At 45.3% G+C, this 26,032-nt stretch carries 23 protein-coding genes; 17 read left to right on the top strand and 6 right to left on the bottom strand.

What is annotated here, in order from left to right; genetic code table 11:
* The first annotated feature begins 267 nt into the window (after positions 1–267).
* The 12 genes from BVG16_RS16140 (at position 268) to BVG16_RS16085 (ending at position 15,282) form a co-directional block, all read left to right on the top strand.
* The gene (locus tag BVG16_RS16140; protein WP_078499715.1) at positions 268–1,314 is read left to right on the top strand and encodes a peptidyl-prolyl cis-trans isomerase; all 1,047 of its coding nucleotides are present in this window, start codon (positions 268–270) and stop codon (positions 1,312–1,314) included.
* 37 nt (positions 1,315–1,351) lie between these two features.
* Positions 1,352–5,683, top strand: coding sequence for an S-layer homology domain-containing protein (locus BVG16_RS16135; protein ID WP_078499714.1), 4,332 nt, complete (start codon positions 1,352–1,354; stop codon positions 5,681–5,683).
* A 143-nt stretch (positions 5,684–5,826) separates the two neighbouring features.
* Complete coding sequence (locus BVG16_RS33720) at positions 5,827–6,444, top strand: 3D domain-containing protein (RefSeq protein WP_078499713.1); 618 nt, start codon at positions 5,827–5,829, stop codon at positions 6,442–6,444.
* Between the two features lie 23 nt (positions 6,445–6,467).
* Positions 6,468–6,968, top strand: coding sequence for a hypothetical protein (locus BVG16_RS16125; protein ID WP_078499712.1), 501 nt, complete (start codon positions 6,468–6,470; stop codon positions 6,966–6,968).
* 187 nt (positions 6,969–7,155) lie between these two features.
* Positions 7,156–8,097 carry a cell wall-active antibiotics response protein LiaF gene (gene liaF / locus BVG16_RS16120; protein ID WP_078499711.1) on the top strand — a complete coding sequence of 314 codons (942 nt, stop codon included), beginning with the start codon at positions 7,156–7,158 and terminating at the stop codon, positions 8,095–8,097.
* Positions 8,098–8,102: 5 nt separating this feature from the next.
* Positions 8,103–9,146 carry a sensor histidine kinase gene (locus BVG16_RS16115; protein ID WP_078499710.1) on the top strand — a complete coding sequence of 348 codons (1,044 nt, stop codon included), beginning with the start codon at positions 8,103–8,105 and terminating at the stop codon, positions 9,144–9,146.
* Positions 9,133–9,786, top strand: a complete 654-nt coding sequence (locus BVG16_RS16110; protein ID WP_078499709.1) for a response regulator transcription factor — start codon at positions 9,133–9,135, stop codon at positions 9,784–9,786. The genes BVG16_RS16115 and BVG16_RS16110 overlap by 14 nt, the downstream gene beginning before the upstream one ends.
* 102 nt (positions 9,787–9,888) lie before the next feature.
* Positions 9,889–11,535 (top strand): trypsin-like peptidase domain-containing protein, encoded by a 1,647-nt coding sequence (locus BVG16_RS16105; RefSeq protein WP_078499708.1) that lies wholly within the window; start codon positions 9,889–9,891, stop codon positions 11,533–11,535.
* 81 nt (positions 11,536–11,616) lie between these two features.
* Complete coding sequence (locus BVG16_RS16100) at positions 11,617–12,312, top strand: response regulator transcription factor (RefSeq protein WP_078499707.1); 696 nt, start codon at positions 11,617–11,619, stop codon at positions 12,310–12,312.
* On the top strand, positions 12,313–13,758 hold the full coding sequence (locus tag BVG16_RS16095; protein WP_078499706.1) for a sensor histidine kinase: 1,446 nt from the start codon (positions 12,313–12,315) through the stop codon (positions 13,756–13,758).
* Positions 13,759–13,821: 63 nt separating this feature from the next.
* Complete coding sequence (locus BVG16_RS16090) at positions 13,822–14,769, top strand: 4-hydroxy-3-methylbut-2-enyl diphosphate reductase (RefSeq protein ID WP_078499705.1); 948 nt, start codon at positions 13,822–13,824, stop codon at positions 14,767–14,769.
* 12 nt (positions 14,770–14,781) lie between these two features.
* Complete coding sequence (locus tag BVG16_RS16085) at positions 14,782–15,282, top strand: DUF2062 domain-containing protein (RefSeq protein WP_078499704.1); 501 nt, start codon at positions 14,782–14,784, stop codon at positions 15,280–15,282.
* A 51-nt stretch (positions 15,283–15,333) separates the two neighbouring features.
* Here the strand turns inward: BVG16_RS16085 and BVG16_RS16080 are convergent, their stop codons facing one another.
* Entirely contained in the window at positions 15,334–16,530 is a 1,197-nt protein-coding gene (locus BVG16_RS16080; RefSeq protein WP_078499703.1) for an MFS transporter, read from the bottom strand.
* Between the two features lie 71 nt (positions 16,531–16,601).
* A complete protein-coding gene (locus BVG16_RS16075; protein WP_408635341.1) occupies positions 16,602–16,880 on the bottom strand; it encodes an ArsR/SmtB family transcription factor in 279 nt (92 codons plus the stop codon).
* Between the two features lie 244 nt (positions 16,881–17,124).
* On the opposite strand from BVG16_RS16075, the gene aroF reads away from it, so the two are divergent.
* From aroF to serC, 3 genes are all read left to right on the top strand, one after another.
* Entirely contained in the window at positions 17,125–18,189 is a 1,065-nt protein-coding gene (aroF, locus tag BVG16_RS16070) for a 3-deoxy-7-phosphoheptulonate synthase (RefSeq protein ID WP_078499701.1), read from the top strand.
* A gap of 290 nt (positions 18,190–18,479) precedes the next feature.
* Positions 18,480–19,904, top strand: a complete 1,425-nt coding sequence (gene glnA / locus BVG16_RS16065; RefSeq protein ID WP_078499700.1) for a type I glutamate--ammonia ligase — start codon at positions 18,480–18,482, stop codon at positions 19,902–19,904.
* Between the two features lie 153 nt (positions 19,905–20,057).
* Positions 20,058–21,146, top strand: coding sequence for a 3-phosphoserine/phosphohydroxythreonine transaminase (gene serC / locus BVG16_RS16060; RefSeq protein ID WP_078499699.1), 1,089 nt, complete (start codon positions 20,058–20,060; stop codon positions 21,144–21,146).
* A gap of 86 nt (positions 21,147–21,232) precedes the next feature.
* On the opposite strand, the gene rsgA is transcribed toward serC, so the two are convergent.
* Positions 21,233–22,291 (bottom strand): ribosome small subunit-dependent GTPase A, encoded by a 1,059-nt coding sequence (rsgA, locus tag BVG16_RS16055; protein ID WP_078499698.1) that lies wholly within the window; start codon positions 22,289–22,291, stop codon positions 21,233–21,235.
* Positions 22,292–22,565: 274 nt separating this feature from the next.
* On the bottom strand, positions 22,566–23,282 hold the full coding sequence (locus tag BVG16_RS16050) for a response regulator transcription factor (RefSeq protein ID WP_078499697.1): 717 nt from the start codon (positions 23,280–23,282) through the stop codon (positions 22,566–22,568).
* Positions 23,283–23,442: 160 nt separating this feature from the next.
* On the opposite strand from BVG16_RS16050, the gene trmL reads away from it, so the two are divergent.
* A complete protein-coding gene (gene trmL / locus BVG16_RS16045) occupies positions 23,443–23,907 on the top strand; it encodes a tRNA (uridine(34)/cytosine(34)/5-carboxymethylaminomethyluridine(34)-2'-O)-methyltransferase TrmL (protein WP_078499696.1) in 465 nt (154 codons plus the stop codon).
* Positions 23,908–24,021: 114 nt separating this feature from the next.
* Positions 24,022–24,276: an AbrB/MazE/SpoVT family DNA-binding domain-containing protein gene (locus tag BVG16_RS16040; RefSeq protein WP_078499695.1), complete on the top strand. Its 255-nt coding sequence runs from the start codon at positions 24,022–24,024 to the stop codon at positions 24,274–24,276.
* Between the two features lie 273 nt (positions 24,277–24,549).
* Here the strand turns inward: BVG16_RS16040 and BVG16_RS16035 are convergent, their stop codons facing one another.
* Both BVG16_RS16035 and BVG16_RS16030 read right to left on the bottom strand, forming a co-directional pair.
* A complete protein-coding gene (locus BVG16_RS16035; protein ID WP_078499694.1) occupies positions 24,550–25,620 on the bottom strand; it encodes a phosphodiester glycosidase family protein in 1,071 nt (356 codons plus the stop codon).
* The gene (locus BVG16_RS16030; RefSeq protein WP_078499693.1) at positions 25,617–26,030 is read right to left on the bottom strand and encodes a hypothetical protein; all 414 of its coding nucleotides are present in this window, start codon (positions 26,028–26,030) and stop codon (positions 25,617–25,619) included. Before BVG16_RS16030 ends, BVG16_RS16035 begins: the two co-directional genes overlap by 4 nt.
* Positions 26,031–26,032: the final 2 nt, after the last annotated feature.

Below are 26,032 nucleotides of genomic sequence, written 5' to 3'. Positions count from 1 at the left end.
CAACGGCTAATCTATGAGCATAGCAAACAATAAGGTCTCTCATGTCCGTTATGCACAAAGAGCCCACCGACGTATAAAGGACCGTCGGGTGATCCCCTGACGGTTTTTCTCAATTCTTTATCCTCTTTATTGGGGTGGTATGAAAGAGGTAAAATTCGTGTGGTTTCCGTCAAATTTGTTCATTATATGTTCTTTCTATGTCTGCCTATAATAGGGATAACTTCAATTGAAAAGGCTTTCATTGAGAAGAAGGAGGGGACTCATGGGATGAAGAAGCTGTTGGTGCAGAAACATCGTCTTCTGATTGGAGGGATGATCGTAATTCTAATGCTTGTCATGGTTGTGATCTATCGGAGTGTGGCTTTAGCGTCAGCGGAAGATACCGTTGTATTCACGATTGACAATGAAGCCATCCCGGAAGAGGAGTTTCGTCTTTTTTTACAGCAGAACAAAGCGCTAACGACGAGCTATTTCAAACGTAAGTACAATGTCGATTATGGTGATGGCTTCTGGACAACGACATACCATGGGGAAAATCCAATGGATTATGTGAGGCAAAAAACAGTGGAAGATCTCAAAAAGATAAAAATCGAACAGATGTTGATGAAGGAGCATGGTGTGCTTCAAGATGTTTCCTTCGCGACGTTTCTGAAGCAGCTTGATTCGGAGAATGACGAAAGACAGCTGAAGCTTCGTAATCAGCAACCGATTTATGGTCCCAAAACCTATCGTGCGAACGAGTTTTATTCCTATACCCAGAGCAATAATTATCAGCGATTAATCGATACGTTGGTGAAACAGCGTAAAGACACCCTCTCCGACGAGATCTTGAAGCCTCTTTATGAGGAAGTGAAGTCTTCGTATTTTCATCAAGGGTATGTCTTTGAGTACGAGAAAATAACTGCTCCTACGAGACAACCGCTTGAAGAGATTCAACAACAGGTGAAAATGACACATCAGCAAGTGGAAGATGCCGTTGCTGCGTGGCAGGAACCGGCAGCGATTACGGTAGAGCGGGAGACGCTCGATATCGATGAAAAGTCGAAGGACGATGACAGGGCGCAGTATCTTCAGGAATTATTCCAATCCATGCAGGCAGGGGATTTTACGGAAGCAGAAGAATCGGATGACGGTGTTATCGTATATAGGCTTCTCGCAACGAAGGACAAAGGCTATGAACCGTATGATCAGGTCAAGGCCGCCTTAATTCAGATATATGTACAGAAGCAACTGGAACAAGAGGTTCAACGGCGTCTAAGCGATGCCAACATCCAGATCCATGAGGAGGTGATGAAGCGAATTTCGTTCACTTAAACGTTCATCATTTCACAAATGAGGAGGATGACTGCAAATGAATCAGGTTAAGACTAGAAAAAATCGAAGGTTTCTATCCGCATGTCTCAGCATCGTGTTAATGGCAACGCTTGTTATTCCTATATTGCCTGCTTCGCATGTGAGCGCCGCGCAAGAACAGGTAACTAACGAAATACATCAACCGAAGATCGCTACGACAGGGCATACATACTATGTCAGCAATGATGGCAATGACATGAATGACGGGATGTCGGAGGAGCAGGCTTGGGCATCTCTCGATAAAGTAAACAGTGTGAAACTCCAACCGGGCGACCATATCTTATTTAAAGCTGGAGACGTGTGGAATGGCTCCATGAAGCTGAGAGAAACTTCGGGGACAAAGGAAGCGCCGATCGTGTTCAGTTCTTACGGTGACATCGAACAGGATGGACGTCCCGTCATCAATGGGAATGGAACAACGACGACTGAAAAATCCGCCATTATTCAGAATTATAACGGGGTTGCAGACAAGACATTGTCAGCGACGATTGATGTGGTCGACGGGAGTTATCTGGAGTTTTCTAACTTTGAAATAACGAATTTCAATCCTGATGTCATCTCTCAACGAGCAGGGATCAATATTCGTACGGCTTCAACGACGGTAGCTGAATGGGAAGCGAATCCCCATCAAGGAATCGTCATTACGAATAACTATGTCCATGATGTTGACGGCAATCCAAAAGGCTGGAAAGTTGGCAGCGGCGGGATCTTGATCCTCGGAAATATTTCCGACGTCCTCGTGGAGAACAATATCGTTAAGCGCGTAGATATCGAAGGCATTCGCAATGCCGGCCTGTACAAAGAAGGCGATATCAAAGCGAATTTCCCCCGCGTGTTCAAGAACATTATTTTCAATAACAACTATGTGGAAGAAGTACAGGGCGACGGCTTTGTCATGAGCAACGTTGGCGAGAACGGACGCATGGAATATAACACCGTGGTGAAGCACTCCGCGAAAAACGTCGGGAATGTGAACTACGCAGGGCTATGGGTTATCGGGGTCAAGGATATGATCATGCAATATAACGAGGTGTATGGCGGGATCTATGGATACAACGACGGGCAAGCTTTTGACGTCGATATGTTCTGTGAAGGCACCTTGTATCAATATAATTACAGCCACAGCAACCGCGGCGGGTTTATCTTATTTATGGGGGGTTCGACCAACTCCTTAGTTCGCTATAATATGAGCGTAAATGACGGGGATGGCAGATACATCTTCCATTACTTGCCGACGACGAGTGCGGATGCGCCGATCATCCATAATAATACGTTTTTTATCGATTCTCAGATCAAAACGAAACTGATCAGCGACTCCGGCAAATATCTGAAAATGTATAATAATATTTTCTATTCCAAAGCCAATACCCCGATGGGGCAGGATAAATTTGCCGGCGGTGAAGTGAAGAACAACATCTTCTACCCTGGCACAGGATATCAAGACGTGACATTTACGGGCATATCGCTAAAAGATAATATTTTCGCAAGCCCTCAATTCGCTCGGGCAGGAGAAGAACCGCAAGATCTAATCAATGCTGCGAACAGTACGTTCGATGTTGAGCAATTGAGTGGATACAAGCTTTTACCAGGCTCTCCAGCAATTGATGCGGGTCAAGACATGAGCGCGATCACGCCTTCGGTATGGTCAGCAGCGACGAAAGATTTTTTCAATAATCCAATAACCGATGGAAAAGTGGATATCGGTGCGCATGAATATTCCGGGGATGAACCAGCGAATCAGAAGCCTGAAATCATGCCGGAGTTGATTACATTAAGCAAGTCAGAGCTTGAGCTGTATGCGCAGCAAGCAGGCAGAACCTTAACGGCAACCTTTACACCATCGAATGCTTGGTTCCAAGGCGTCAAATGGTCTAGCAGCAATCCGCAAATCGCAACGGTGAATTCGAACGGGTTTATTATGCCAATGGCACCAGGTGAAGCGATCATTACAGCTGAAAGTACCGTAGATCCTTCGATTAAAGCACATGCGCGTGTTCAGGTTCTGGCTCCATCACCAATCGTTTCGTATCAAGTAGCAACAAATGATGGGGAATTGTCCGAAGCCCATCCTTCTGTTCAATTACGGATGGATGGAATAACCGAGGAAGGGAAAACGATGCTTTACGCTCCTTTTTATCACGTCAGATATTCGACAAATCAGGAGCAGATCGTGGTAGACCCGCAGACAGGAGTAATGACGGCAACGGGGACTGTGACCGGAGTGGATGAGGTCGAAGTTACCGCGGAAGTCCAAGAATATAAGGACCTTCGTTACACGCAAAGTTTTGAAGCAGGATGGGGAGATTTTATTCCGGAGTCCGGCAGCGAGATTAAGACAGCAACGATATCGAATAAAGTTGCCTACCATGGAGAACAAAGCGCGTTGTATGTCACGGGCGATGGAAACAATGCCATACAGAAGCTTTTTGGCTCACCGCAGCAAGGTGTTGTATCCATGATGATGTATGATGACGGTACAAAGGAAACCAAGACGCGATTGGTTGCCCATGTTGGGAATGCAAGATCTACACTGCTCGCAGGTATGGGAATATTAAATGATGGCAGTACGAGTTACGGTTCTTTGGACTATTATTCGGTCAGGGCAAGCGGCAACTCAACGGCCTGGGAAACGACATCGGTGAAGCGCAGCAAGGGCTGGCATGAGCTGAAATGGGATTATACGTCAGGAACAGATTTGAAGATGTATATCGACGGAACGTTGGTGAAAACGACGACCGCGATTAAATCATTTGATCGCATTGTGCTGGGCTTTTTATGGGATTCTGCCAATGGACGCACCTTTGCATTTGATAATATCAAGTATGCTCTTTCGAATGAGGTGATCACGAAATCCGCGGTACCGCTCAGAATTCCAGTGAAGTTTGCCGCGAATAAGGAAGCGTTTGGTAACGCGATTTCGGTAGCCCAAAGCGTCTATGACGCGGCCGTTGAGGGCTATGAGCCGGGGCAATATCCGGAAGGCAGCAAGGAAAGCTTGAGGGCAGCGATTGGGGCAGCTCAAGAGGTGTACGATAAAGATAACGCGTCGCAAGGAGAGGTTAGTGCAGCTATTGCGACATTGAATTTAGCGGTCGAGACGTTCAAGTCTTCAGTAATTGTTGACCCGTCAGAACCTGCCGATAAGGCGGCGTTGATCGAGGTCATTTCGGTTGCTAGATCCGTGTATGAGAATGCTGAGGAAGGGCTGAATCCTGGTCAGTATCCTACGGATGCCAAGATTCGATTCGGAGCAGCTATCGAAACCGCGGAAGAGGTAGCGGCGAAAGAAGAGGCTACGCAGCATGAAATCCAAACAGCCGTATATACACTGAATACAGCTCTTGAAGCATTCCGAGCTAGCATGGTACCGGTCGCGAACTCGCCAACATGGATGAACAGCCGATTAACGGCAAGTGGTGTCACCACATCAGGCATGAGGTTGACATGGTCCGGCGAGGTAAATGCTTCAGAAGTCACGGGGTATAAGATTTATAAGGATGGTACGGGATTAGTCACTGTAACAGGTTCCGTCTATCAATATGATATAACGGGTTTGAGTTCGAATACGACATATACGTTCAAAGTAGAAGCAAGCAATGAGCATGGGTTATGGAGTAAGGATGGGCCGAATGTGGTTCAACGAACCCAAACGCAAGAAACGTCCAACCCGAATCCATCGACGCCGAGCCCAACAACGCCAGAGGTATCCAAACCGGATGATCAAAATAACAAAGACAAAGACAAAGGAAAGGAAACCGAAGGTGAATCTACAGGAACGGATGAAGATATCAAAAAACCGGAAATCCTGGTTACGGATATAGAAGGACATTGGGCAGTAAAATTAATCAAGCAAGCGCTCACGTACGGATTTGTTCAGGGCTACGAAGATAACACCTTCCGCCCGGATGCCAAAGTAACCCGTGCTGAATTCGCAACGATGCTTGGTCGGGCTTTGAGATTGGAACAGCAGGGAGAGTTAAGCTTCGTTGATGTAGACAAAATTCCAGCGTGGGCCAGATCATTCATTTCTGCTACCGTCGGTGCTGGCATTATTCACGGGTATGAAGACCATACGTTCCGTCCAGCGAAGGAATTGACTCGTGTAGAATTAGCCGTTATGGTTGTCAGAACGATGGGACTTCCAGTAGATCCACAGGCTAAACTATCCTTTTCAGATGCTGGCCAGATTCCAGTATGGGCCATGCCGTATGTTGCAGCCGCGTACGAAGCAAAGCTGATTCAAGGCAGAGGCGATGGTACATTCGCCCCGAATGACGCAGCAACGCGGGCAGAATCCATCAGCTTAATTCTTGCTATATTGATGCGATAACTTCATAAAAAAGGCTTGGAAAGTACCCCATATAAAGGGGGTTTTCCAAGCCTTTATTTTGTTTCCGGAAAATATTATTATCCTATCTCGTGTATAAAAATGTCTACGTCTGGAAAGCCTTCGGAATAAGGGGGAGTAACCAAATGTTAACACTTATTATGAACATTCCGAAATATGTATGTATGATATTGGTTGTATTGTTGTTATGGAGTGGATTACCTGCTGAGCAGGATCTTGCGGAAGCACGCATGCTGGAGGATGCCTATGGATATCGAGGAAATGGCATCCATCCCAATAAACAAACGAATAATACGCCCAAGACAAAGGAAGTCAGTGCACCGGATCCACATGACATTCTAGAGACGATGAATGTTGTAGCAACAGGTTATACCGCAGGCAAGGAATCAACGGGGAAAAAGCCAGGACATCCCGAATATGGGATTACCTATTCCGGCGTCAAAGTAAGACGAGATAAAAATAAAATATCTACGATCGCAGCGGATCCGAAGATTCTGCCGATCGGCACCGTGCTTTTTATTCCAGGTTACGGTTATGGGATTGTAGCGGATACAGGTTCTGCCATTAAAGGTCGCAAAATCGACTTATATTATAAAACAACGAAGCAAGTTTACAAAGAATGGGGCAAGAAAACGGTTCAAGTACATGTCATTCAACGGGGAAAAGGGAAAGTGACGGAGCAGCTTATCCAAGAATTGAATGATGCTGTGATTATGAATAAGACGCCAAAAGAAGTCGCATAATACTTCTTGGAGGTGAGGTAATCATGGCAAAAAACAATAAATTCAATAACAAAGCAAACGTAGGTGCAAATCAAAAGTTCAACACGGAATTTGCAAGTGAATCTTCCGGGGTGAATTCTGCTGCACAAGCGAATGCTGCTAGTCGCGCGAACAAAGTAAGCAGCGCAACGAATGCGAGTCAGAACTTTAACACAGAATTTGCAAGCGATGCAGCTTCTAGTGTTAGTTCTGCTGCACAATCGAACGTAGCTAGCCGCGCGAACAATATGAGCGGCTCTATGAATGCGAGTCAGAACTTTAACACAGAATTTGCAAGTGATGCAGCTTCTGGTGTTAATTCTGCTGCACAAGCGAACGCAGCTAGCCGCGCGAACAAAGTGAGCAGTACTACAAATGCAAGTCAGAACTTTGATACAGAATTTGCAAGTGATGCATCTTCTGGTGCGAACTCTGCTGCACAAGCAAACGCAGCTAGCCGCGCGAACAAAATGAGTCGTGCCAACGCTGACTCCCAAGACTTGTAGGATATAACATCGAAGAGAGGGCGCACATTGCGCCCTCTTTTTCATTACATAGGAATATTACTAATTATTAGGTTCTCTCTCGGTCTCGAGACCGAGACGAAGTTCAATCTGTCGACGCTGTTCATCCTTCAGAATATGCTTTACACTACAAGTAAGATGAACGAAAAGTTAGTGGAGGCGTAAAATTATGAATTCAGGATTAGTATCGCGATTGTTTGGCGGATTGATACTTGTAGGCATCGGTGTAGTATTCTTATTGAATCAAATGGGATATATGGAAATTGATCTCGGCTATGTCATCCGTACCTATTGGCCTGTCATTCTGATCTTAGCAGGGCTTAAAAACGTACTTGAATACAACAAACATCCTTATGGGCGTTCGATTTCAATCGGAAATCTTATATTAATTGCCATCGGCGGTTATTTCCTTGCTCGTAACTTGGATGTGATCGTGTTATCACCCGGAGATTTCTTCCGTTACTTAGTACCGACAATGTTGATTATTGCAGGTTTGTATGTCATTCTCAAACCGCGTAATTCGTCGAAATCATATCATGATCCATCGAAAACGTATCATGATCCATCTAAATCTTATCATGAAACGTCGAACTATTCTTCTTTTGATCCGACGATGTCCGACGCTGATATGTCTGGTATGCACTCGAACCCGAACCCGAACCCGAACCCGAATTCGCATTCGAATTCACATTCCAAAAATACTTGGAAAGAGGATCATGGTTGGAGCTCCAGTACAGTGAACAAATCCGGCTTTATTGGTGACCTGCATTTGGGAAGTGATTATTTCGAGCTGCGTCCAACGAATGTATCGCATTTCATCGGGGACACGGTGATTGATCTGACGAAAGCAAGTATCCCATATGGCGAGACGAAGATTACGATTTCATCGTTTATGGGCGATGTGAAGGTCTATGTGCCGAATGATTTGGAAGTTGGCGTAGCTGTAACCTGCACCGCATTTCACGGCGAAGTGAAAGTATTGGATCACTATGACAATGGATTCATGAAAAATATTCAACAACAAACACCGTTTTACGGTGACGCCAGCAAAAAAGTTCGCATTATCGTGAGTACGTTCCTCGGTGATGTGAAAGTGAACAAAGTAGGGTAAGCGGTATGATAACGAGGATTTTTAAGAACACGAAATGGGGCTTGTTATTATACTTTGCCTTATCCAGTCTGTTATCGATCGTGGCGGTGGTCATAGCTTGGTTCAAGTATGAGCCTTTGCTAACGGGCTTGAATTTATGGGTATGGTACTTTGTATTGATTGTTGTTGTATCCACGATTGCGGGTTATGCGATAGCGCAGCGGAACCAACGCCGTATAGACGCGATTCATGACAGTATGCTGCAAGTATCGAGAGGGAATCTATCCGTTCGGCTTCGCCCAACGGAGGACCCTTCTTTTTCACGTCTATATTATGAATTCAATACGATGGTGGATGCGGTAGAGAAGAAGATGAAGCTGCTCCAAAAGCTTGGGGAAAGCAATGTGATGCAGTTGGAGAAAACAACCGAATTAGCTGTATTGGATGAACGCAAGCGGTTAGCCCGTGACTTGCACGACTCGGTGAGCCAGCAATTGTTCGCGATTCATATGTCGGCCTCTTCGCTGCCTAAAGTGATGGACATGGATATGGATCGTGCGAAAATGGTTGTAGAGCAGCTTATTCAGATGTCTTATCTGGCTCAGAAGCAAATGCGAGGGCTCATTGCACAGCTTCGTCCCTTGGAGTTAGAGGGGAAAACGCTTGCTCAGGCGCTGGACAGTTGGTTTCCAGATTATTGTCGCCATAATGGCCTGCAAGGTACCAAGGAACTGGAGATTCACGAGCCGATTTCCGAAGCTAAGGAACATCAGTTGTTTCTTATCATTCAAGAAGCCATGGCGAATATTGTGAAGCATGCGTCTGCAAGTGTAGTCACATTGAAGCTGACAGAACGGGAGAGTCAATATATATTATCCATTAATGATGACGGCAAAGGCTTTAATCAAACGATGCTGAAGCCGGGATCTTATGGGTTGTCTACGATGCAAGAACGAGCGGAAAAATTGGGCGGACGAGTCGACATTATTAGTCAGACAGGAGCGGGGACGACCATCCGCGTACATATTCCGAAATTCGAAGAGGAGAATGAAGTCGATGGAACGAATTAAAGTCATGATTGTCGATGACCATGAAATGGTACGCATGGGATTGCGAACGTACCTGATGGTTGAACCTAAATTTGAGGTCATTGGTGAAGCAGGGAACGGGCAAGAGGCTATCGAAGCACTGCGTCAAGGTTATGCGGAAGGCATGCCGGATGTCATTCTGATGGATCTTATGATGCCGAACATGAACGGGGTAGAGGCAACACGATTGATTATGCAAGAATTCCCGCAGATGAAGATTATCATATTAACGAGTTTCTTAGAGGATGAACAAGTGGTTGAAGCGGTAGAGGCTGGTGCGGTCAGCTATGTTCTTAAGACCGTCTCCGCAGACGAATTAATCTATGCCTTGCAAGGTGCCTATCGGGGGATGCCTGTCATGACAGGCGATGTGTCGCAAGCCTTGACTCGCGGAATCCGCCAACGTACGGCGCAAGGGGAAGCAGACGGATTGACGGAGCGTGAGAAAGAAGTGCTGCTTCTGATTGCAGAAGGCAAGACGAATAAAGACATTTCCGAAGAACTCCATATTAGCATTAAAACGGTCAAGACCCACGTTAGTAATCTGTTGATGAAATGCGAGATGGATGACAGAACGCAGCTCGCGATTTATGCACATCGGAAGGGCTGGGCAAAAGCCTAAAGGTTTTAGCTGGGTTTAAATTGTTTTTAAGGTTGGTTTAAGGTTAATAGTTCATGATAATGAATATAAAGAAGAGCCAACATCGCTTAGGAGGTCATTCGTATGAGTGAAGAAAAACGTAATGATAATTTATTCGACAATCATGATCATGATGCGAACAACGAACATAAAGAAACAACATCGGAGTCTACAGAGCAGAAGTCCTCGTATTATTATTCATACGGGCCTTTCAAATCGGTTCCGACAGACCCAAGCAGCGAGCCAATGACTTCGGGAGAGAACGTACCGTATACTTCGCCTTCGAATGTAGAGGTTACGCCGCCAGACCCGATCAAGCCAGCGCCAACGCGTTCCTTTTATACATCGGGCGGCATGGAATTGAAGACGAGCAACGTCGATTTCTCGAATTACAATACGGGGAACGGCAGTGGCAACGGAGGTGGAGGCAACGGCAACGGCAACTGGCAATATAATAATCAACGTCCGAAGTCCTCATTTAAAACCGTTTTCTTGTCCTTCCTTGCGGGGATGGTGGTTATTAGCTCACTAATGTTCGCTTCTGACTATTATAATTTGTTCACGAAAGGCAATGTGGATGCGGGTAGTTCATCCAATTCGGGCAACGCTATTACGACAAGCGCGAATGTGAATACACCATCGCTTGAACGTCCTGGCGATATCACAAGCATTGTAAAACAAACAAGCCCAGCGGTTGTCAAAATCGAAACGTATGTGAAATCCAGCAAAGTAAATCGCGGCGGCTCCAGCTCCATCATGGACGATCCGTTCTTCCGTCAATTCTTCGGTGATGGCGGCGGCAGCAATAACAATAATAACCAAGGCCAGAATGGTCAAAGTGACTCTTTGATTGAAAGTGGTTTGGGTTCCGGGTTTATTTTCGATAAAAACGGTTATATCCTAACGAACCAACACGTTATTCAAGGCGCGGATGAAATTAAAGTCGTTCTTGAAGGACATGACAAGCCTTATACAGCTAAATTGCTCGGTTCAAGCTTTGATCTGGACTTGGCGGTATTGAAAATTGAAGGCGAGAACTTCCCTACCATTAACATTGGGGATTCAGATACAACGCAATCAGGAGACTGGCTCGTAGCGATCGGGAACCCGAACGGATTCGACCATACCGTTACCTCAGGAGTATTGAGTGCGAAAGAACGTCAGATCAGCATTCAAGATACCGAAACGGGCAAAACAAGAAACTACAAGCATTTGCTCCAAACGGATGCATCTATTAACCCAGGGAACTCTGGCGGTCCGTTGTTGAATATGAATGGTGAAGTGATTGGGATGAACGTAGCCGTTAGTGCCGATTCCCAAGGGATTGGATTTGCGATTCCATCAAATACGATCAAAAGCGTGCTTGAGACCCTAAAAGCGAACAAGGAAGTCCCTCAAGAGCCTGTTCCATTCATTGGAGCAACGTTAGCTACGATGACAGATGAGATTGCAAAGCAATTGAACACGGAAAAAGTCGATGGCTCCATTGTTACACAAGTGTTGTACAAAACGCCGGCATACGACGCAGACTTGCGTCAATATGATATCATTACAGGTATTGACGGTACGAAACATTCGACGAATGAAGAATTGATCGCAGCGATTCAGAAGAAAAAAGTCGGCGATGAAATTACGGTGAATATCGTACGTAATGGTAAAACGCTAGATCTGAAGGTTAAAATCGGCGATAAAAACAAATATAATGCAAGTGCACAACAAACACAGCAATAATGACAATGAACCGTGAGAAGGAAGCGGAAGGTAGAGAACCTTCTTGCTTCCTTTTCGCATGATATATAAGGGGGAAATGCAATGCGTTCACGAATTCTTGTGATAGATGACGATGATAAAATCATTTCGATGTTAAGGCGGGGACTTGCTTTTGAAGGCTATGAGGTGATTACAGCTTCCAATGGGGAGCAAGGACTGAATAAAATGATGGAATCGGAGCCCGATATGGTGATTCTCGATGTCATGATGCCCAAAGTAGACGGTTGGGAAGTCTGTCGAAGAATTCGTGAAGCAGGCAGTGCCGTTCCTGTATTAATGTTAACAGCGAAAGATGACATTAAGGATCGGGTAAAGGGATTAGACAATGGGGCTGACGATTATTTGGTCAAGCCTTTTGCACTTGAGGAACTATTAGCCCGGGTACGTGCGCTGCTTCGCCGTAAATCGAGTGAAGCGGAGAGTGAGTCGGTGACTCGTCAAGTTACGTATGAAGATCTTGTGCTTGATTTGGACATGCGTCAAGTGATTCGGGATGGACATACGATCGAATTAACCACGAAGGAATTCGAGCTGTTGCACCTGTTTATGCTGAATCCGAAGCGGGTATTAACGCGTGATACGATTATGGAGAAGATCTGGGGATATGACTTTAGCGGTGAATCGAACGTACTGGAAGTCTATGTGGCGATGCTGCGTCAAAAAACAGAAGAGTTCGGCGGCAAGCGGATTATTCAGACGGTACGCGGCGCGGGCTACGTACTAAGAGGTGAGTCCTAAATGTCAATCCGATTGCGGCTTACCGCTTGGTATGCCTCGATTCTAGCCCTGACCTTCCTCATCGTAGGTTTTGCTATTTATGGGTTCGCGGCGAACAACATTTACGGCGGTTTGCGGGAGAGAATTTCGAAGCAAGTGAATCAGATTAATATCGTTGTGAATTATAATTTTTTGGATGGCGTTGATTTGAATGTAGATCGTGGGATCGGTGATGAAGAGATTTATATTCAATTCGTCAATTACCAGAACGGCGCGATCAAAGGCACACCTAATTTAGGGAAAATGCAATTTCCTTATCCCGCATCATCTAAAGACATTAAAGAGGGTTTTAAGCATGTCAACGTGAACGGTTTTCCGTTTTATGTCTACGAATCGGCTATTAAAGTTCGCGGCAAGGTCATCGGGTTTGCGACATTCGGTGTATTCACGGGGAAAGAAGTGGACTTTTTCAATCAACTCAAAAATATATTAACGCTTGTATCCATCACGATGGTCATTATCGCCTCCACGATTGGATTGTTTATCGCACGAAAAGCGCTGCGACCGATTGAGAATGTCATTCGAGCGGCGAATCAAATTCAGCATGGGGCTGACTTGAGTGTGCGTATTCAACGCGAGGGACCTAATGATGAGATTGGGCAGCTGACCGATACGGTGAATGGGATGCTCTCCCGTATGGAAATATTCTATCGAGAGTTGGACGAATCCTACCGGGCTCAGCGACGTTTTGTCTCGGATGCTTCGCATGAGCTGCGTACGCCATTAACGACGATTCGCGGGAACGTAGATTTATTGGAGAAGATGTGGTCCGACGCGACAGAGCAGGATAAGCCGCATTGGGATGAGAAGATGAAGCGGGAGATGTCGCTTGAAGCTTTACAAGATATTGCGGGTGAATCCCGGCGGATGTCCCGGCTTGTCAATGATTTATTGGCGCTTGCACGTGCAGATGCCGGAGTAATTATGGAGAAAGAACCGTTACAACTGAAGCCGCTGATGGAAGAAGTCATTCGACGCGCACAGTTTCTTCCTCGCACAGCGGATTGGATTACGGGAGATATCTCGATACTAGATGACATTGTCGTCAACGGACATAAAGAGTACTTGCAACAAATGCTATTCATATTTATTGAAAATGCGTTTAAATATACACCTGAAGGTTCTGTCACGATTGAAGCTGTCGTGCATGATCAACAGGTGGGCATCCGGATTGTAGATACCGGGATCGGTATGGATCGTGAACAAGTTCCGCATATCTTCGATCGATTCTACCGTGCCGATGAATCCCGCGGCATTACGGCGGGGACAGGTCTAGGACTATCGATTGCCAAATGGATTATTGATGAGCATTATGGCTCTGTTGAAGTAATTACCGCGGTGGAGAAGGGGGCTGCATTCATCATCTGGCTGCCAATCGTTAACGCCTTTCCTACGAACCTTGAATAAGGTATAATGAACGAGTAGAATCATTATCAATGACATGGGGTAGTCGTAGAAAGCGGGTGCAAGATGGATGTAGTCAAGATTTCACCACGCGGGTATTGTTACGGAGTTGTCGATGCGATGGTGCTTGCGACTCAGACGGCAAGGAATTTGGATTTACCGCGCCCAATATATATATTAGGGATGATCGTGCATAATAGTCACGTCACTGAAGCCTTCGAGAAGGAAGGGATCATTACGCTGGACGGCGAGAATCGTCTTGAGATTCTAAGCAAGGTAGATCAAGGGACGGTGATCTTCACGGCCCATGGTGTCTCCCCAGAGGTTCGTCGCTTGGCACGGGAGCGAGGATTGACCACGGTCGATGCAACTTGCCCGGATGTGACGAAGACGCATGATCTTATTCGTGAGAAGGTCGCTGAAGGCTATGAAGTGATTTACATCGGTAAGAAAGGGCATCCAGAGCCTGAAGGTGCTGTTGGAATCGCGCCTGAACATGTACACCTGATCGAGAGAGAGGAAGAAATCGATCTATTGCATTTGCCAGAGGGACGTATCATTATTACGAATCAGACTACGATGAGTCAATGGGATATCAAACACATCATCAATCGATTGATTGAGAAATTTCCCGGCGCCGAAATTCATAACGAAATTTGTCTTGCCACGCAAGTACGTCAGCAAGCTGTGGCTGAACAAGCTTCCAGTACAGATCTGGTCATTGTGGTGGGGGATCCACGTAGCAACAATTCGAACCGCTTAGCGCAAGTATCGGAAGAAATTGCTGGCGTGACAGCCTATCGCATTTCGGATTTATCGGAATTACAGAGAGAATGGTTAACAGGAGTTCGTACCGTCGGTGTCACCTCGGGCGCTTCAACACCGACACCGATAACGAAGGAAGTTATTGCTTATTTAGAGCAATATGACCCTGAGAATGAAGCCACTTGGCCAATAACACGTACGGTTAACATGAACAAGCTGTTACCTACCGTACGAGGAAAGTCGAGTTAAGGATTCACGATCATGCCACGGCGGAACATCAAGTGGGTTAACGGCATGAAAAGATGGTTGAAATATAAATACTTGATGCTGATCCGCGCTCGAGGCGGAGGAGCTAAGGTTGCCAAAGGATTTTCAATAGGGATTGCTATTGAGATGTTCACACTTCCTACGGCAGGTCTCGCCTTCTTCTTCATTTTTCCTCTTGTCTATTTATTACGGGCAAGCTTTGCAAGTGCGTTGATTGGTTTTGTATTCGGTAAGATCATTTATATTCCGTTTTCTTTTTTGAATGGAATGGTAGGTGGTATGCTGTTACCGAAGCATGTCCATATTCATATTCCCTATGTGCCAGAATGGATTAATCGGTTCATGATGTATAACCTGAAATTAATTGTTGGCGGTATTGTCGATGGGATCTTACTTGGTCTCATTTTGTATTTACCAGTGAAATGGTTAATTGATTACGTTGGAAATAAACGTAAGGAAAAGCGCAAAACAAGAAGACTGCAAATCGACGGATAACGTGGATTGCAGTCTTTTTTTCTGTTTGAGACAGATCTTAGGGAAATGGATTTAAAGTCTTGCCTTCTGAACTTGACCTTCGCCTACGGGTAGATGTGTTCGTGATGGTGTTCGCCGGAGAGAGACGATAGCTATGCCTGCGGAGACGGCAACGCCCAACGCTCCGATCCAACTAATGGACGGTAGCGATACTTGCTCGACAATTATGCCGCCAATGCCTGCACCTGCAGCCATGGCAAGTTGCAAGACCGAACTATTCAAACTTAACATGATGCCGGAAGCATTCGGAGCCAGGGAGATTAAATGATATTGTAGTGTGGGTGCGGATGACCAAGCTGAGAAGGCCCATAGAACGAGAATGGGGAATAAGATCGCTGTGTATGGCGCTGCTACCGATAATAGGATAAGAGCTGTAGCATGCAGCAGCATACCGAAGATTAAGGTGCGGGGAACTCCCCATTTATCTGTGCTGTAACCGCCGAACTTGGAACCAATCAAGCTGGATATCCCGAACGCGAATAATCCTGCACTGATCCCCTTCTCGCTCATCCCTGCAACGGTAAGTAGGTAGGGAGAGATGTACGTATAGACGATGGAATACCCGACGATCCAGAAGAAGGTTACAGATAAGGCCCTCAAAATTTTAGGGTCCCTAAGCATGGCAAGTTGGTTGGATAACGGTACCGGTTCATCCCCATCCATTCGAGGAATAATGAAGGATATGACCAATATGGCGAATAGTCCCAGCACACTAATGCCCCCGAAGATTGTCTTCCAATGATAGGCTGAGGCAACCAGCCTTCCAAGAGGCACACCGATAATCAGCGCAGTACTAAAGCCCATGACCAGCGTCGCAATGGCGCTCCCTTGCTTGTGTGTGGGAGTTATTTTGGAGGCAACGGTCAGAGAGGTCACAACAAATACGCCAGAGCTAAGCGCAACAATGATTCGCGAGATCAAGAGAAATTCAAAGCCTGATAACGTCATGGCGATGGCATTCCCAATAACAAAAACACTCAGCGCGTAGAGCAACAGGGTTCGTCGCGATAAGCGAGCTGTTAGGGCCATGAGTATGGGAGTCCCTACAGCGCAGCTGAGGGCGAATACCGTAATAAGCTGGCCAGCTATGGATACGGAAACTCCGATATCCGCTGCAATTCTATCCAGAATCCCCGCAATAATGAACTCCGACGTACCGACCAGGAAGCTAACAATGGCTAGCATATAAATTTTCCATGGGTTTGACACGTTAGATCGACTCCTCTCTCCACTCTATCTTTGTTCTATATTTCTAAAAGTATAGAAATAAATTCATAAAATTATTCCAACAAATACGGCGCGTATTTTCGAGCGATTTCACGATTCACCCGGTAGTAGATGTAGGTTCCTTCTTTCCGGAGATCGAGCAGCCCGCAATCCGTCAGTTGCTTGAGGTGATGAGATAAGGTTGAGCCCGCGACAGATTCCAGTTTGTCTTTGATTTCAGAGCAGCATAGATTCACTTCCTCGGTTAGTAACTGTGCGATTTTAAGCCGCGTCGGTTCTCCGAGCGCTTTGTAGATTTTGACCGCTTGCTGTATTTCCAGATTATCATCCAAGATGAGGCCCCTTCCTTTGGAATATTATCATTTCTATAAGTATCGAAATTAAAATACCATAATTTACAATTAAAGTAAATATGTATATTCTGTGATGTCTAGTGGAGGATCATCAATTCATCTTGACGAATGATAAGATAGGTCGTATAATCACTTTAACGAATAAAAGCTTAAAAGCGGATAAGCGTTGCAGTGAAATAGAATATAAACTCATAAAATGAATTGAAATAGAGGAGTGTTGAATATGATCGCTATTACATCCAACAAAACGTCAGAGGAACGGGTTCGCGACATCGTGAAAGTAATTGAACAAGCCGGGGCTCAAGCTCATATCTCTCGAGGCGTAGATCGTACTGTGATTGGGATCGTGGGTCAGTACGAACCGAAGCTTGCTGAGCACTTGCGTTCGATGAAAGACGTGGAGAATGTCATTAAAATTTCGAAATCTTACAAACTAGCAAGCCGTGATTTCCATCCGGATGATACGATTATTGAGATTAAAGGGGTCAAAATTGGCGGTAACCATTTAACCATCATGGGTGGTCCTTGTGCTGTGGAATCCCCAGAACAAATAGATGAGATTGCTAGACTTGTCAAAGCAGCAGGCGGTCAAGTACTCCGCGGCGGTGCCTTCAAACCAAGAACAGGCCCATACAGCTTCCAAGGAATCGGTGTGGAAGGTTTAGTGATGATGGCCGAGGCTGGAAAGAAGCATGGCTTATTAACGATTACTGAAGTGATGACACCGGAGACGGTGGATGTATGTGCGGAATACGCAGATATTCTTCAAGTCGGAACGCGTAACATGCAGAACTTCGATTTGCTGCGCAAGCTAGGTGAGACGAATACACCGGTATTGCTGAAACGTGGCTTCAGTGCAACTTATGATGAGTTCCTGAATGCAGCGGAGTATATCTTGGCGGGCGGGAACCCGAATGTGATGTTGTGCGAACGTGGAATTCGGACGTTCGAGACCTACACACGGAATACGCTTGATTTGACAGCGATCCCTGTTCTCCAACAGCTAAGCCATTTGCCTGTCATTTCAGATCCTAGCCATGGTACAGGCCGTCGTGAGCTTGTTGAGACGATGTCCAAAGCTTCTGTAGCTGCAGGGGCTAACGGACTTATTATCGAGATGCATACGGATCCAGACAACTCGATGACGGGTGATGGCGTTCAATCGCTGTTCCCAGATCAATTCGCCAATCTCTTAAAAGATTTAGAAAAGCTAGGCGCCGTGTTAGGAAAGACGTTTGACACGGAGAAAGCTCCAGCTGAAGCATTCCAATCCTGGAAAGTGGTATAAAGTTCGGTTTTAGACACATAGATTCGCACGTAACCTAACGGGACCACCGCAAATATGCGGTGGTTTTTCGCTGTGTTCATCGCCGAAAAGGCTTGTGCTGTCTAGGATTTGCACTATTTAGCGAATCATTTGTACATAATGTAATAATACCTGACACGTAAATAAAAAAATACCTTACATGAGTATTGACGATGAATTGTCATGGGAATATAATAACTTCAACAAAGAAAAAAAGTTGAACATTCAATAGCGTAATCCCGATAAATGTTCGGGAATGGGAGGAATTAAGGATGTCAGTTGAAAACGTATTGGACATTATTAAACAAAACAACATTGAGTGGGTAGATTTCCGCTTCGTTGACCTATCAGGTCGCGCACATCACATTTCTTTACCTGCTTCCGAAGTAGAAGCAGAAACATTTGTGAATGGTGTAGCTTTCGACGGTTCTTCGATCCCAGGTTTCCGCGGCATTGAAGAGTCGGATATGGTTATGATGCCAGATCCTGAATCCGTATATATTGATCCATTTACAGCACATGCAACATTGATCGTGATGTGTAACATTCATACACCAGATGGTGAGCGTTATGAACGCGACCCACGTGGCATCGCGCAAAAAGCGGAGCAATTCATGCAAACAACAGGTGTTGGTACGACTGCATTTTTTGCTCCTGAATCCGAATTCTTTATTTTTGACGATGTTCGTTATGAGAACTCCATGAACAGTTCTTCTTTCTATGTCGATTCCGAAGAGGCATCATGGAATACGAACCGCAAAGAAGATGGCGGTAACCTTGGATTTAAAGTTCGTACAAAAGGCGGATATGTACCTGTAGCTCCAGTAGATACGCAGCAAGATATCCGCAGCGAAATGTGCCGTCTGATGACCGAAGCAGGTCTTCGCATCGAGCGTCATCACCATGAAGTTGCGACGGCAGGTCAAGCAGAAATTAACTTCCGTTTTGACACATTGACCAAAACAGCGGATAACTTGATGAAGTACAAATATATTATTCACAACACAGCCAGACAATATGGTAAAGTAGCGACATTCATGCCTAAACCATTGTTCGGCGATAACGGCAGCGGTATGCATGTTCACCAATCCATCTTCAATGGCGATACGCCTTTGTTCTATGAAAAAGGCGGCTATGCGAACTTGAGCGAAATGGCATTGCACTACATCGGTGGTATTCTTCATCATGCGCCAGCATTGATCGCTTTGACGAACCCGAGTACGAACTCTTTCAAACGTCTGGTACCAGGCTATGAAGCACCCGTTAACTTGGTATTCTCCAAAGGTAACCGTTCTGCAGCCGTGCGTATTCCTGTGGCAGCTGTAACACCAAAAGGCTGCCGTATCGAGTTCCGTACACCGGACTCCACAGCGAACCCTTACCTTTCCTTCGCAGCGATGTTAATGGCAGGTTTGGATGGTATCAAACGCAAGATCGATCCCGTTGCCCTAGGTTATGGACCATTCGACAAGAACATCTACGAATTGTCTGATGCGGACAAACGAGAAATTCGCAGCGTACCGGGTACATTAGATGAGGCGTTGAACGCATTAGAAGCAGACTATGAATTCTTGACAGAAGGCGACGTATTTACAAAAGAATTCATCGAGAACTATATCGACTTGAAACGCGGCGAAGCTAAATCGGTAGCGATTCGCATTCATCCGCAAGAATATAGCTTATACTTCGATTGCTAAGAACGTAACAAGTTCCTGCTTCGACCGAATTCGGGGGAAGCGGGGACTTTTTTGCCATGTTCATAGCAAATTCACTTGCTGTAACTTCAGATTATTGCTATCATATCCGTAACCTTTTTTTTGTAAATATAGACAAGGCAGGGAGAGAAGATCATGAGCCAAAGAGCATTTAACTTCAACGCAGGACCAGCAGCCATTCCTTTAGTCGTATTAGAACGGGCGCAGCAAGAATTTGTGGATTTTAGAAATTCCGGGATGTCCATCATGGAAATGTCCCATCGTGGTGCGATCTATGAAAGTGTACACAATGAAACGGAAAGCCTGCTGCAGAAGTTGTTGAACATCCCTGCAGGCTATAAAGTCCTTTTCTTACAAGGTGGAGCAAGCACGCAATTCGCGATGATTCCGATGAACTTGTTAGGCGCGGGGCAAGTTGCCAGCTATGTATTGACAGGCAGCTGGGCAGATAAAGCCTATAAAGAAGCTAAATTGATCGGCGAAACACATATTGCTGCCTCTTCGGAAGCAGATAAATTTATGCGTATTCCATCCCTGAACGAAATCGAAGTGCCGGATAATGCAGCTTACTTGCATGTGACTTCGAATGAAACGATTGAAGGTACACAATTTCAAGAATATCCAAGCACAGGCCATGTGCCATTAATCGCCGATTTGTCGAGTGATATCCTTTGTCGTCCGCTGGACGTGTCGAAATTCGGCATGATCTATGCTGGAGCACAGAAAAACCTCGGACCATCTGGTGTAACGGTTGTCATTGCACGTGAAGATTTGATCTCTTCATCGCCGAAGACCATCCCAACGATGCTTCGTTACGATACGCATTTCAAAAACAACTCGCTATACAATACGCCACCTTCATTTGCTATTTATATGGTAAATCAAGTATTGAAGTGGATTGATGAGCAAGGCGGGCTTACGGCCGTGGAGAAGAACAACCGTGAGAAAGCGAACCTGATCTACAATACCATTGACCATAGCAATGGGTTCTACCTGGGTTGTGCACAGCCTGAGAGCCGTTCGATCATGAACCTGACTTTCCGTCTGCAATCCGAAGAACTAGAGAAGAAGTTTATTAAAGAGTCCGAACAAGCAGGTTTTGTAGGTCTAAAAGGACATCGCAGCGTTGGCGGTTTGCGTGCTTCTGCCTATAATGCGGTACCGTACGAGAGCTGTAAAGCACTTGCTGATTTCATGGCAGAATTCCAACGTCAGAACGGATAAGCTTATTGAAAATAAAGAAGGGGCCGTTCCCAAACGTCAAGTTATTGACCTTGGGAACAGCCCCTTTTGTTGTGAATTCGAAATCATCATGCATGAGTTTTTCGAATATGTTTCGATAATTTTTTGACTCGTTGTTTCTCGAGCTGTCGTAGTTTGGCATCTTCCTTACGCGCGAGATAAGCGAGTTCTGCTTTCATTTTGTTATAATTCTCATAACGACTGATATCCAGCGAACCGTTGTTTAATGCTTCTCTTACGGCACACCGTGGCTCATTCTTATGCGTACAATCCGTGAAGTAACATTGTTCAATCAATGTTTCAATGTCTTGGAAGGAGCCTGAGAACCCTTCATCCGCATCCCATAGCTGCAATTCACGCATTCCCGGCGTGTCAATCATCATGCCGCCGTTCGGAAGCAGGAACAGTTCACGATGGGTTGTCGTATGTCGACCGCGATCATCTCCGTCACGAACCCCTTGAACCTTCTGCATCTCTGTTCCAAGCATACGATTGATAATAGAAGATTTACCGACACCGGAGGAACCAAGTAGTGCAATGGTTTTTCCTTCGGTGAGATAGGGGGCCAGCGCATCGAACCCTGTATCCGTAAAGGTGCTTACGATATGAATGGGTACCCCGATCGCGACGGATTCAAGTTCTGATAATATGGCTTCAGGATCTTCGCACAAATCTGCCTTGCTTAAGATGATGACGGGATTCGCACCGCTCTCCCATGCCATGATGAGATAACGTTCCACACGCCGAACATTAAAATCATTGTTCAGTGCATTGACGAGAAAGACGGTATCGATATTCGCAGCTACTATTTGCTCGTCGGTTGTACTGCCTGCAACTTTGCGTGAGAATTTACTCATACGGGGGAGAAGCGCGTGAATGGTTGCCCGCCCATCCTCAGGACGACCTTGAATGGCAACCCAGTCGCCAATCCCAGGGTAATCACCGCGTTCTAATGCTTCAAAGCGATATTTGCCGGAGACTTCCCCAAGTAATTCTCCTTGTTCTGTGTATAACGTATATAGATGGGTATGCTCAAGTGCTACGCGAGCGGCTTGATACCCTAATTTGGCGTATGCCTCAAATGCGGTTTGATACTGTTCATTCCAACCTAATTGCTGTAATTTCAAAGCGGATTCCTCCTAAGTGGTCTGGTAGTTTGGGACCATGCCACAGAGAATCCTTAAAAGCTGAGTTCATAAAGTGTCAAAGAAACGAATTTAAGGAGCTCTGTGACCTCGCGACGGGTTACAATGGGTTACAATCAGCTTTTTTACCATAGTTATCACTCCTTCAATCGTAATGGACACTTTTACTAAAACAAGATCATTATAGTGTTTCATCCATAAAAAAGCAACGGTGTAATTATCCCGTTGCTTTTTAACCTGCCTTTATGAACTATTGTTAGGCTAACTCTTCTTTGACAGCCGGCTCAATTAACTTATAGCCAACATTGCGAATGGTCATAATATATTGCGGGCTTCGCGCATTCTTCTCGATTTTATCGCGTAAATGACTCACATGAACATCGACGATCCGTGTATCGCCTAAAAAATGATAATCCCACACGCCGTGCAGCAGCTGCTGACGGCTTAGGACCTTGCCGCGATGTCGGCATAGGAATAAGAGCAGCTCGAATTCTTTGGGCGTGAGTTCGATCGGATTGCCATCAAGAAACACTTCGCGTTGCTCTTCATGAACCATGAGGCGTCCGATTTCATATAAGGTTCCTTCTTTCGTAGAAGGCAACGCTTGCACCCGGCGCAGAATGGCTTGAATGCGGGAGATTAATTCTTGGGGACTGAAAGGTTTAGTCATATAATCATCCGCACCATAATTGAGACCTGTAATCTTGTTGGAAATATCTTGGATGGCCGTAAGCATAATTATAGGAACTAAATTGTTATCGTCGCGCAGCTTGCGGCAGACTTCGAGCCCGTCCGTCTTAGGAAGCATAAGATCCAGCACGATTAAATCCGGTCGGAATTGTTGAATGACTTCAAATACAGCTTCCCCATCGTAGACACACAATACGTCAAAACCGGCTAGTTTTAAATTAAAATCTATTAAGGTGGAAATTGAAGGTTCATCATCGACGACAAGAATTTTCTTCTTCAACATTACGCCGTGTCTCCTTTACAAATAGTCCTGTTGGTGGATATTACATCCTATTATGAAGGAGGTTCGTCATACGGGTATTAATAAAACGTAAACTCCATGTTAAATCGATAATTTTGACAGTATGTTGTATAATGAAAATGGATGTGAGGTGAATGAACGGATGGCATTACATATTGTATTAGTTGAGCCCGAGATTCCTGCCAATACCGGCAATATTGCCCGCACTTGTGCAGCGACGGGAACCCATTTGCATTTGGTACGTCCTTTAGGATTTCGTACCGATGATGCAACATTGAAGCGCGCAGGCTTGGATTACTGGTACGCCGTTAATATTGAGTACCATGATTCGTTTGCAGAGGTGCAAGCGAAATATCCAGAAGGCCGGTTCTTCTATGCGACGACCAAGGCAAGCAATCGCTATGTTGATTTTGAATTCCAAGATAACGATTTCTTCGTCTTCGGAAAAGAAACCAAAGGATTACCTGAATCCTTAATTCATGCAAATCCAGAAACTTGCATGAAAATGCCAATGACCGATAAAGTACGGTCGTTGAATTTAGCCAATTCTGCGGCTATTATTGTCTATGAAGCGCTTCGCCAGCTTGATTTCAAACCACTTGGTTAACAAATTAAATAATTCAATGCTTTTAGCAGGATTTTATGCAGTTATAAGCGAAGTGTAAAAGGGCAGAGTTTTCTAAGGTTCAAATAGACTTATAGAGAAAGGTGGCCGCTGCTTATGAAACCTGCCGGTGTAGTCAGAAAAGTAGATCAACTGGGGCGTATAGTTTTACCGAAATCGTTACGTAAACGGTATCAAATGAACGAAGGGGACCCTGTAGAGATTCTTGTACAGGGGGATCATATTATTCTAGAGCGTTATCGTCCGAAATGCGTGTTTTGCGGATCGATGGTGGGTGTAATTGAATTCAAGGAAAAATACATATGCACTCAATGTGCCGATGAAATGAACCTTCTGCAAAGACAAGCCTAATAGATCTGGCAAATAAAAAGCTTCCTCCATCCAAACGGATAGGGGAAGCTTTTTATCAAGGTGCGGTATATGTATTACAGCCCTTTAGTTTTATCTTCGTTATACGAAGAAGTGAGGATCGCAGTAATGAATAGAACAAACACTAACATAATAATCCAAAACGTCAGTGACATGATGCACACCTCCAATAACTAACCCCTATTATACCCAAAATATACCTAAAAGAAAATCTAAAAAAATGTGAATTTTTTCATTGAAATCTGGTATAGGCATTTATTTGAAGAATAAAAAATGAGTCGGTACGGGACGTAATTGTCCATCTGAAGGACTATTCACCACTCTACCGTTGAAAATCAGAGACGAAGATCCTCCACCATCCAGGTTATAGGCATCGACGACACCCAGATTAGCAAGTTTATTCTGGAGTTCCATTAAGGTAGCGCCCGAAGAACCGTTCTCATTCCGGCCATTAATGACCATCACGAGGAGTTGATCATCTTTATAATTCCCTATGACGGTCCGCGGCGCACGGGATGGAGAACCTTTCCACTTATCAGGAATCGGATTTTTCACGCCATGGGTCAATAGGACAGGTACGAATGTTGCACCAAAGGATGGTTCTAGACGATCCAGTTGACTTTTGGATTGAAATTTACCGCCAATCAACTGCCCTTGCTTATTCAGTCCGACGAAGCTCAGGTCTTTGTAGCTTGCTTCAAAACCGCCGTTCACATACTTTCCATTCATGACTGTGGTACTGAGTGGATATCTGCCTCCGCCGCCATCCGCGAAGCCCCCCGCATTGATACCGGCTGCAGCCCCGTGCCGCTTGACGGCTTGCATCGTGGTTTCTGCGCGGCCTACTGTATCATGACCAAGGACCATTTTCATGGCCTTCGGATCCTTCAGTTTTATCTTGACCGCATACCCTTCATACGTCGATTGATTGATCCGATACAGCTCCATGGTGATGTTCTCGGAATCCACACGTTCTGAGGCACCGCCCAGTCGTTTCGTAATTCGTGTATTATAGATTTTCTCCGGACGAGCGGCCTGTATCGTCGATTGATTGACAATCGCATTCATCGTCGATGTTGTTTTCTGATACAGCGTTGCCACTTTTCGAATGGAATCGATCGTGAACTTCGCGGTCGTACTAGCTTCATCTAACTGTGTGTTAATAGCAGCCGTGGATTGTTTCCAATCATTTGGTGTCGCTGTGGATTGTATCTCATAGGTGATGTCCGTAGGATAAGATGCTGCGAGCAAGAAGAAAAACAGACCAATGAAAGGAGCGCTAACGAGCATGAGCATGCGATTCATGCGTTGAATGGGCGTTCTCATTTCAATAGATCCATTTTTTTCTGGAGCGCATCCAATTTTTGTTTGACATCATTCAGCTGGGTGTACAGCTTATTGCTGTTATCGGTCTTGCTGCTTGCATTGTCTTTCGTGAACGTGAGCAGTTCATTAAAGGTATCCACTTTACTCTTTAATGTGTTCATTTCTTCACTCATGGACTTCAACTGAGCGGAATAATCAGCCTTCATCTCCGCGATTTGTTGATTTGTTGACGTCTGGATTTGGGAGATCATCTGCTGCTTCATATGATTGCTGTACAGATACGTTGCTACCACGCCAATTCCTATCATTACAATCCAAAACAATAGAAACCACAGAGCAGATCCGCCCGCCTTCTTCGACGCCCGTCTAGCCGCAATTGATTCGGCATTTGGCTCTAAAGAAGAATTCATTG

Origin of the sequence: Paenibacillus selenitireducens, assembly GCF_002021565.1 — a bacterium.
GTDB lineage: Bacteria > Bacillota > Bacilli > Paenibacillales > Paenibacillaceae > Paenibacillus_K > Paenibacillus_K selenitireducens.
Note: the sequence above shows the minus strand (reverse complement) of the source record. Positions and strands in the feature narration are given on the sequence as shown.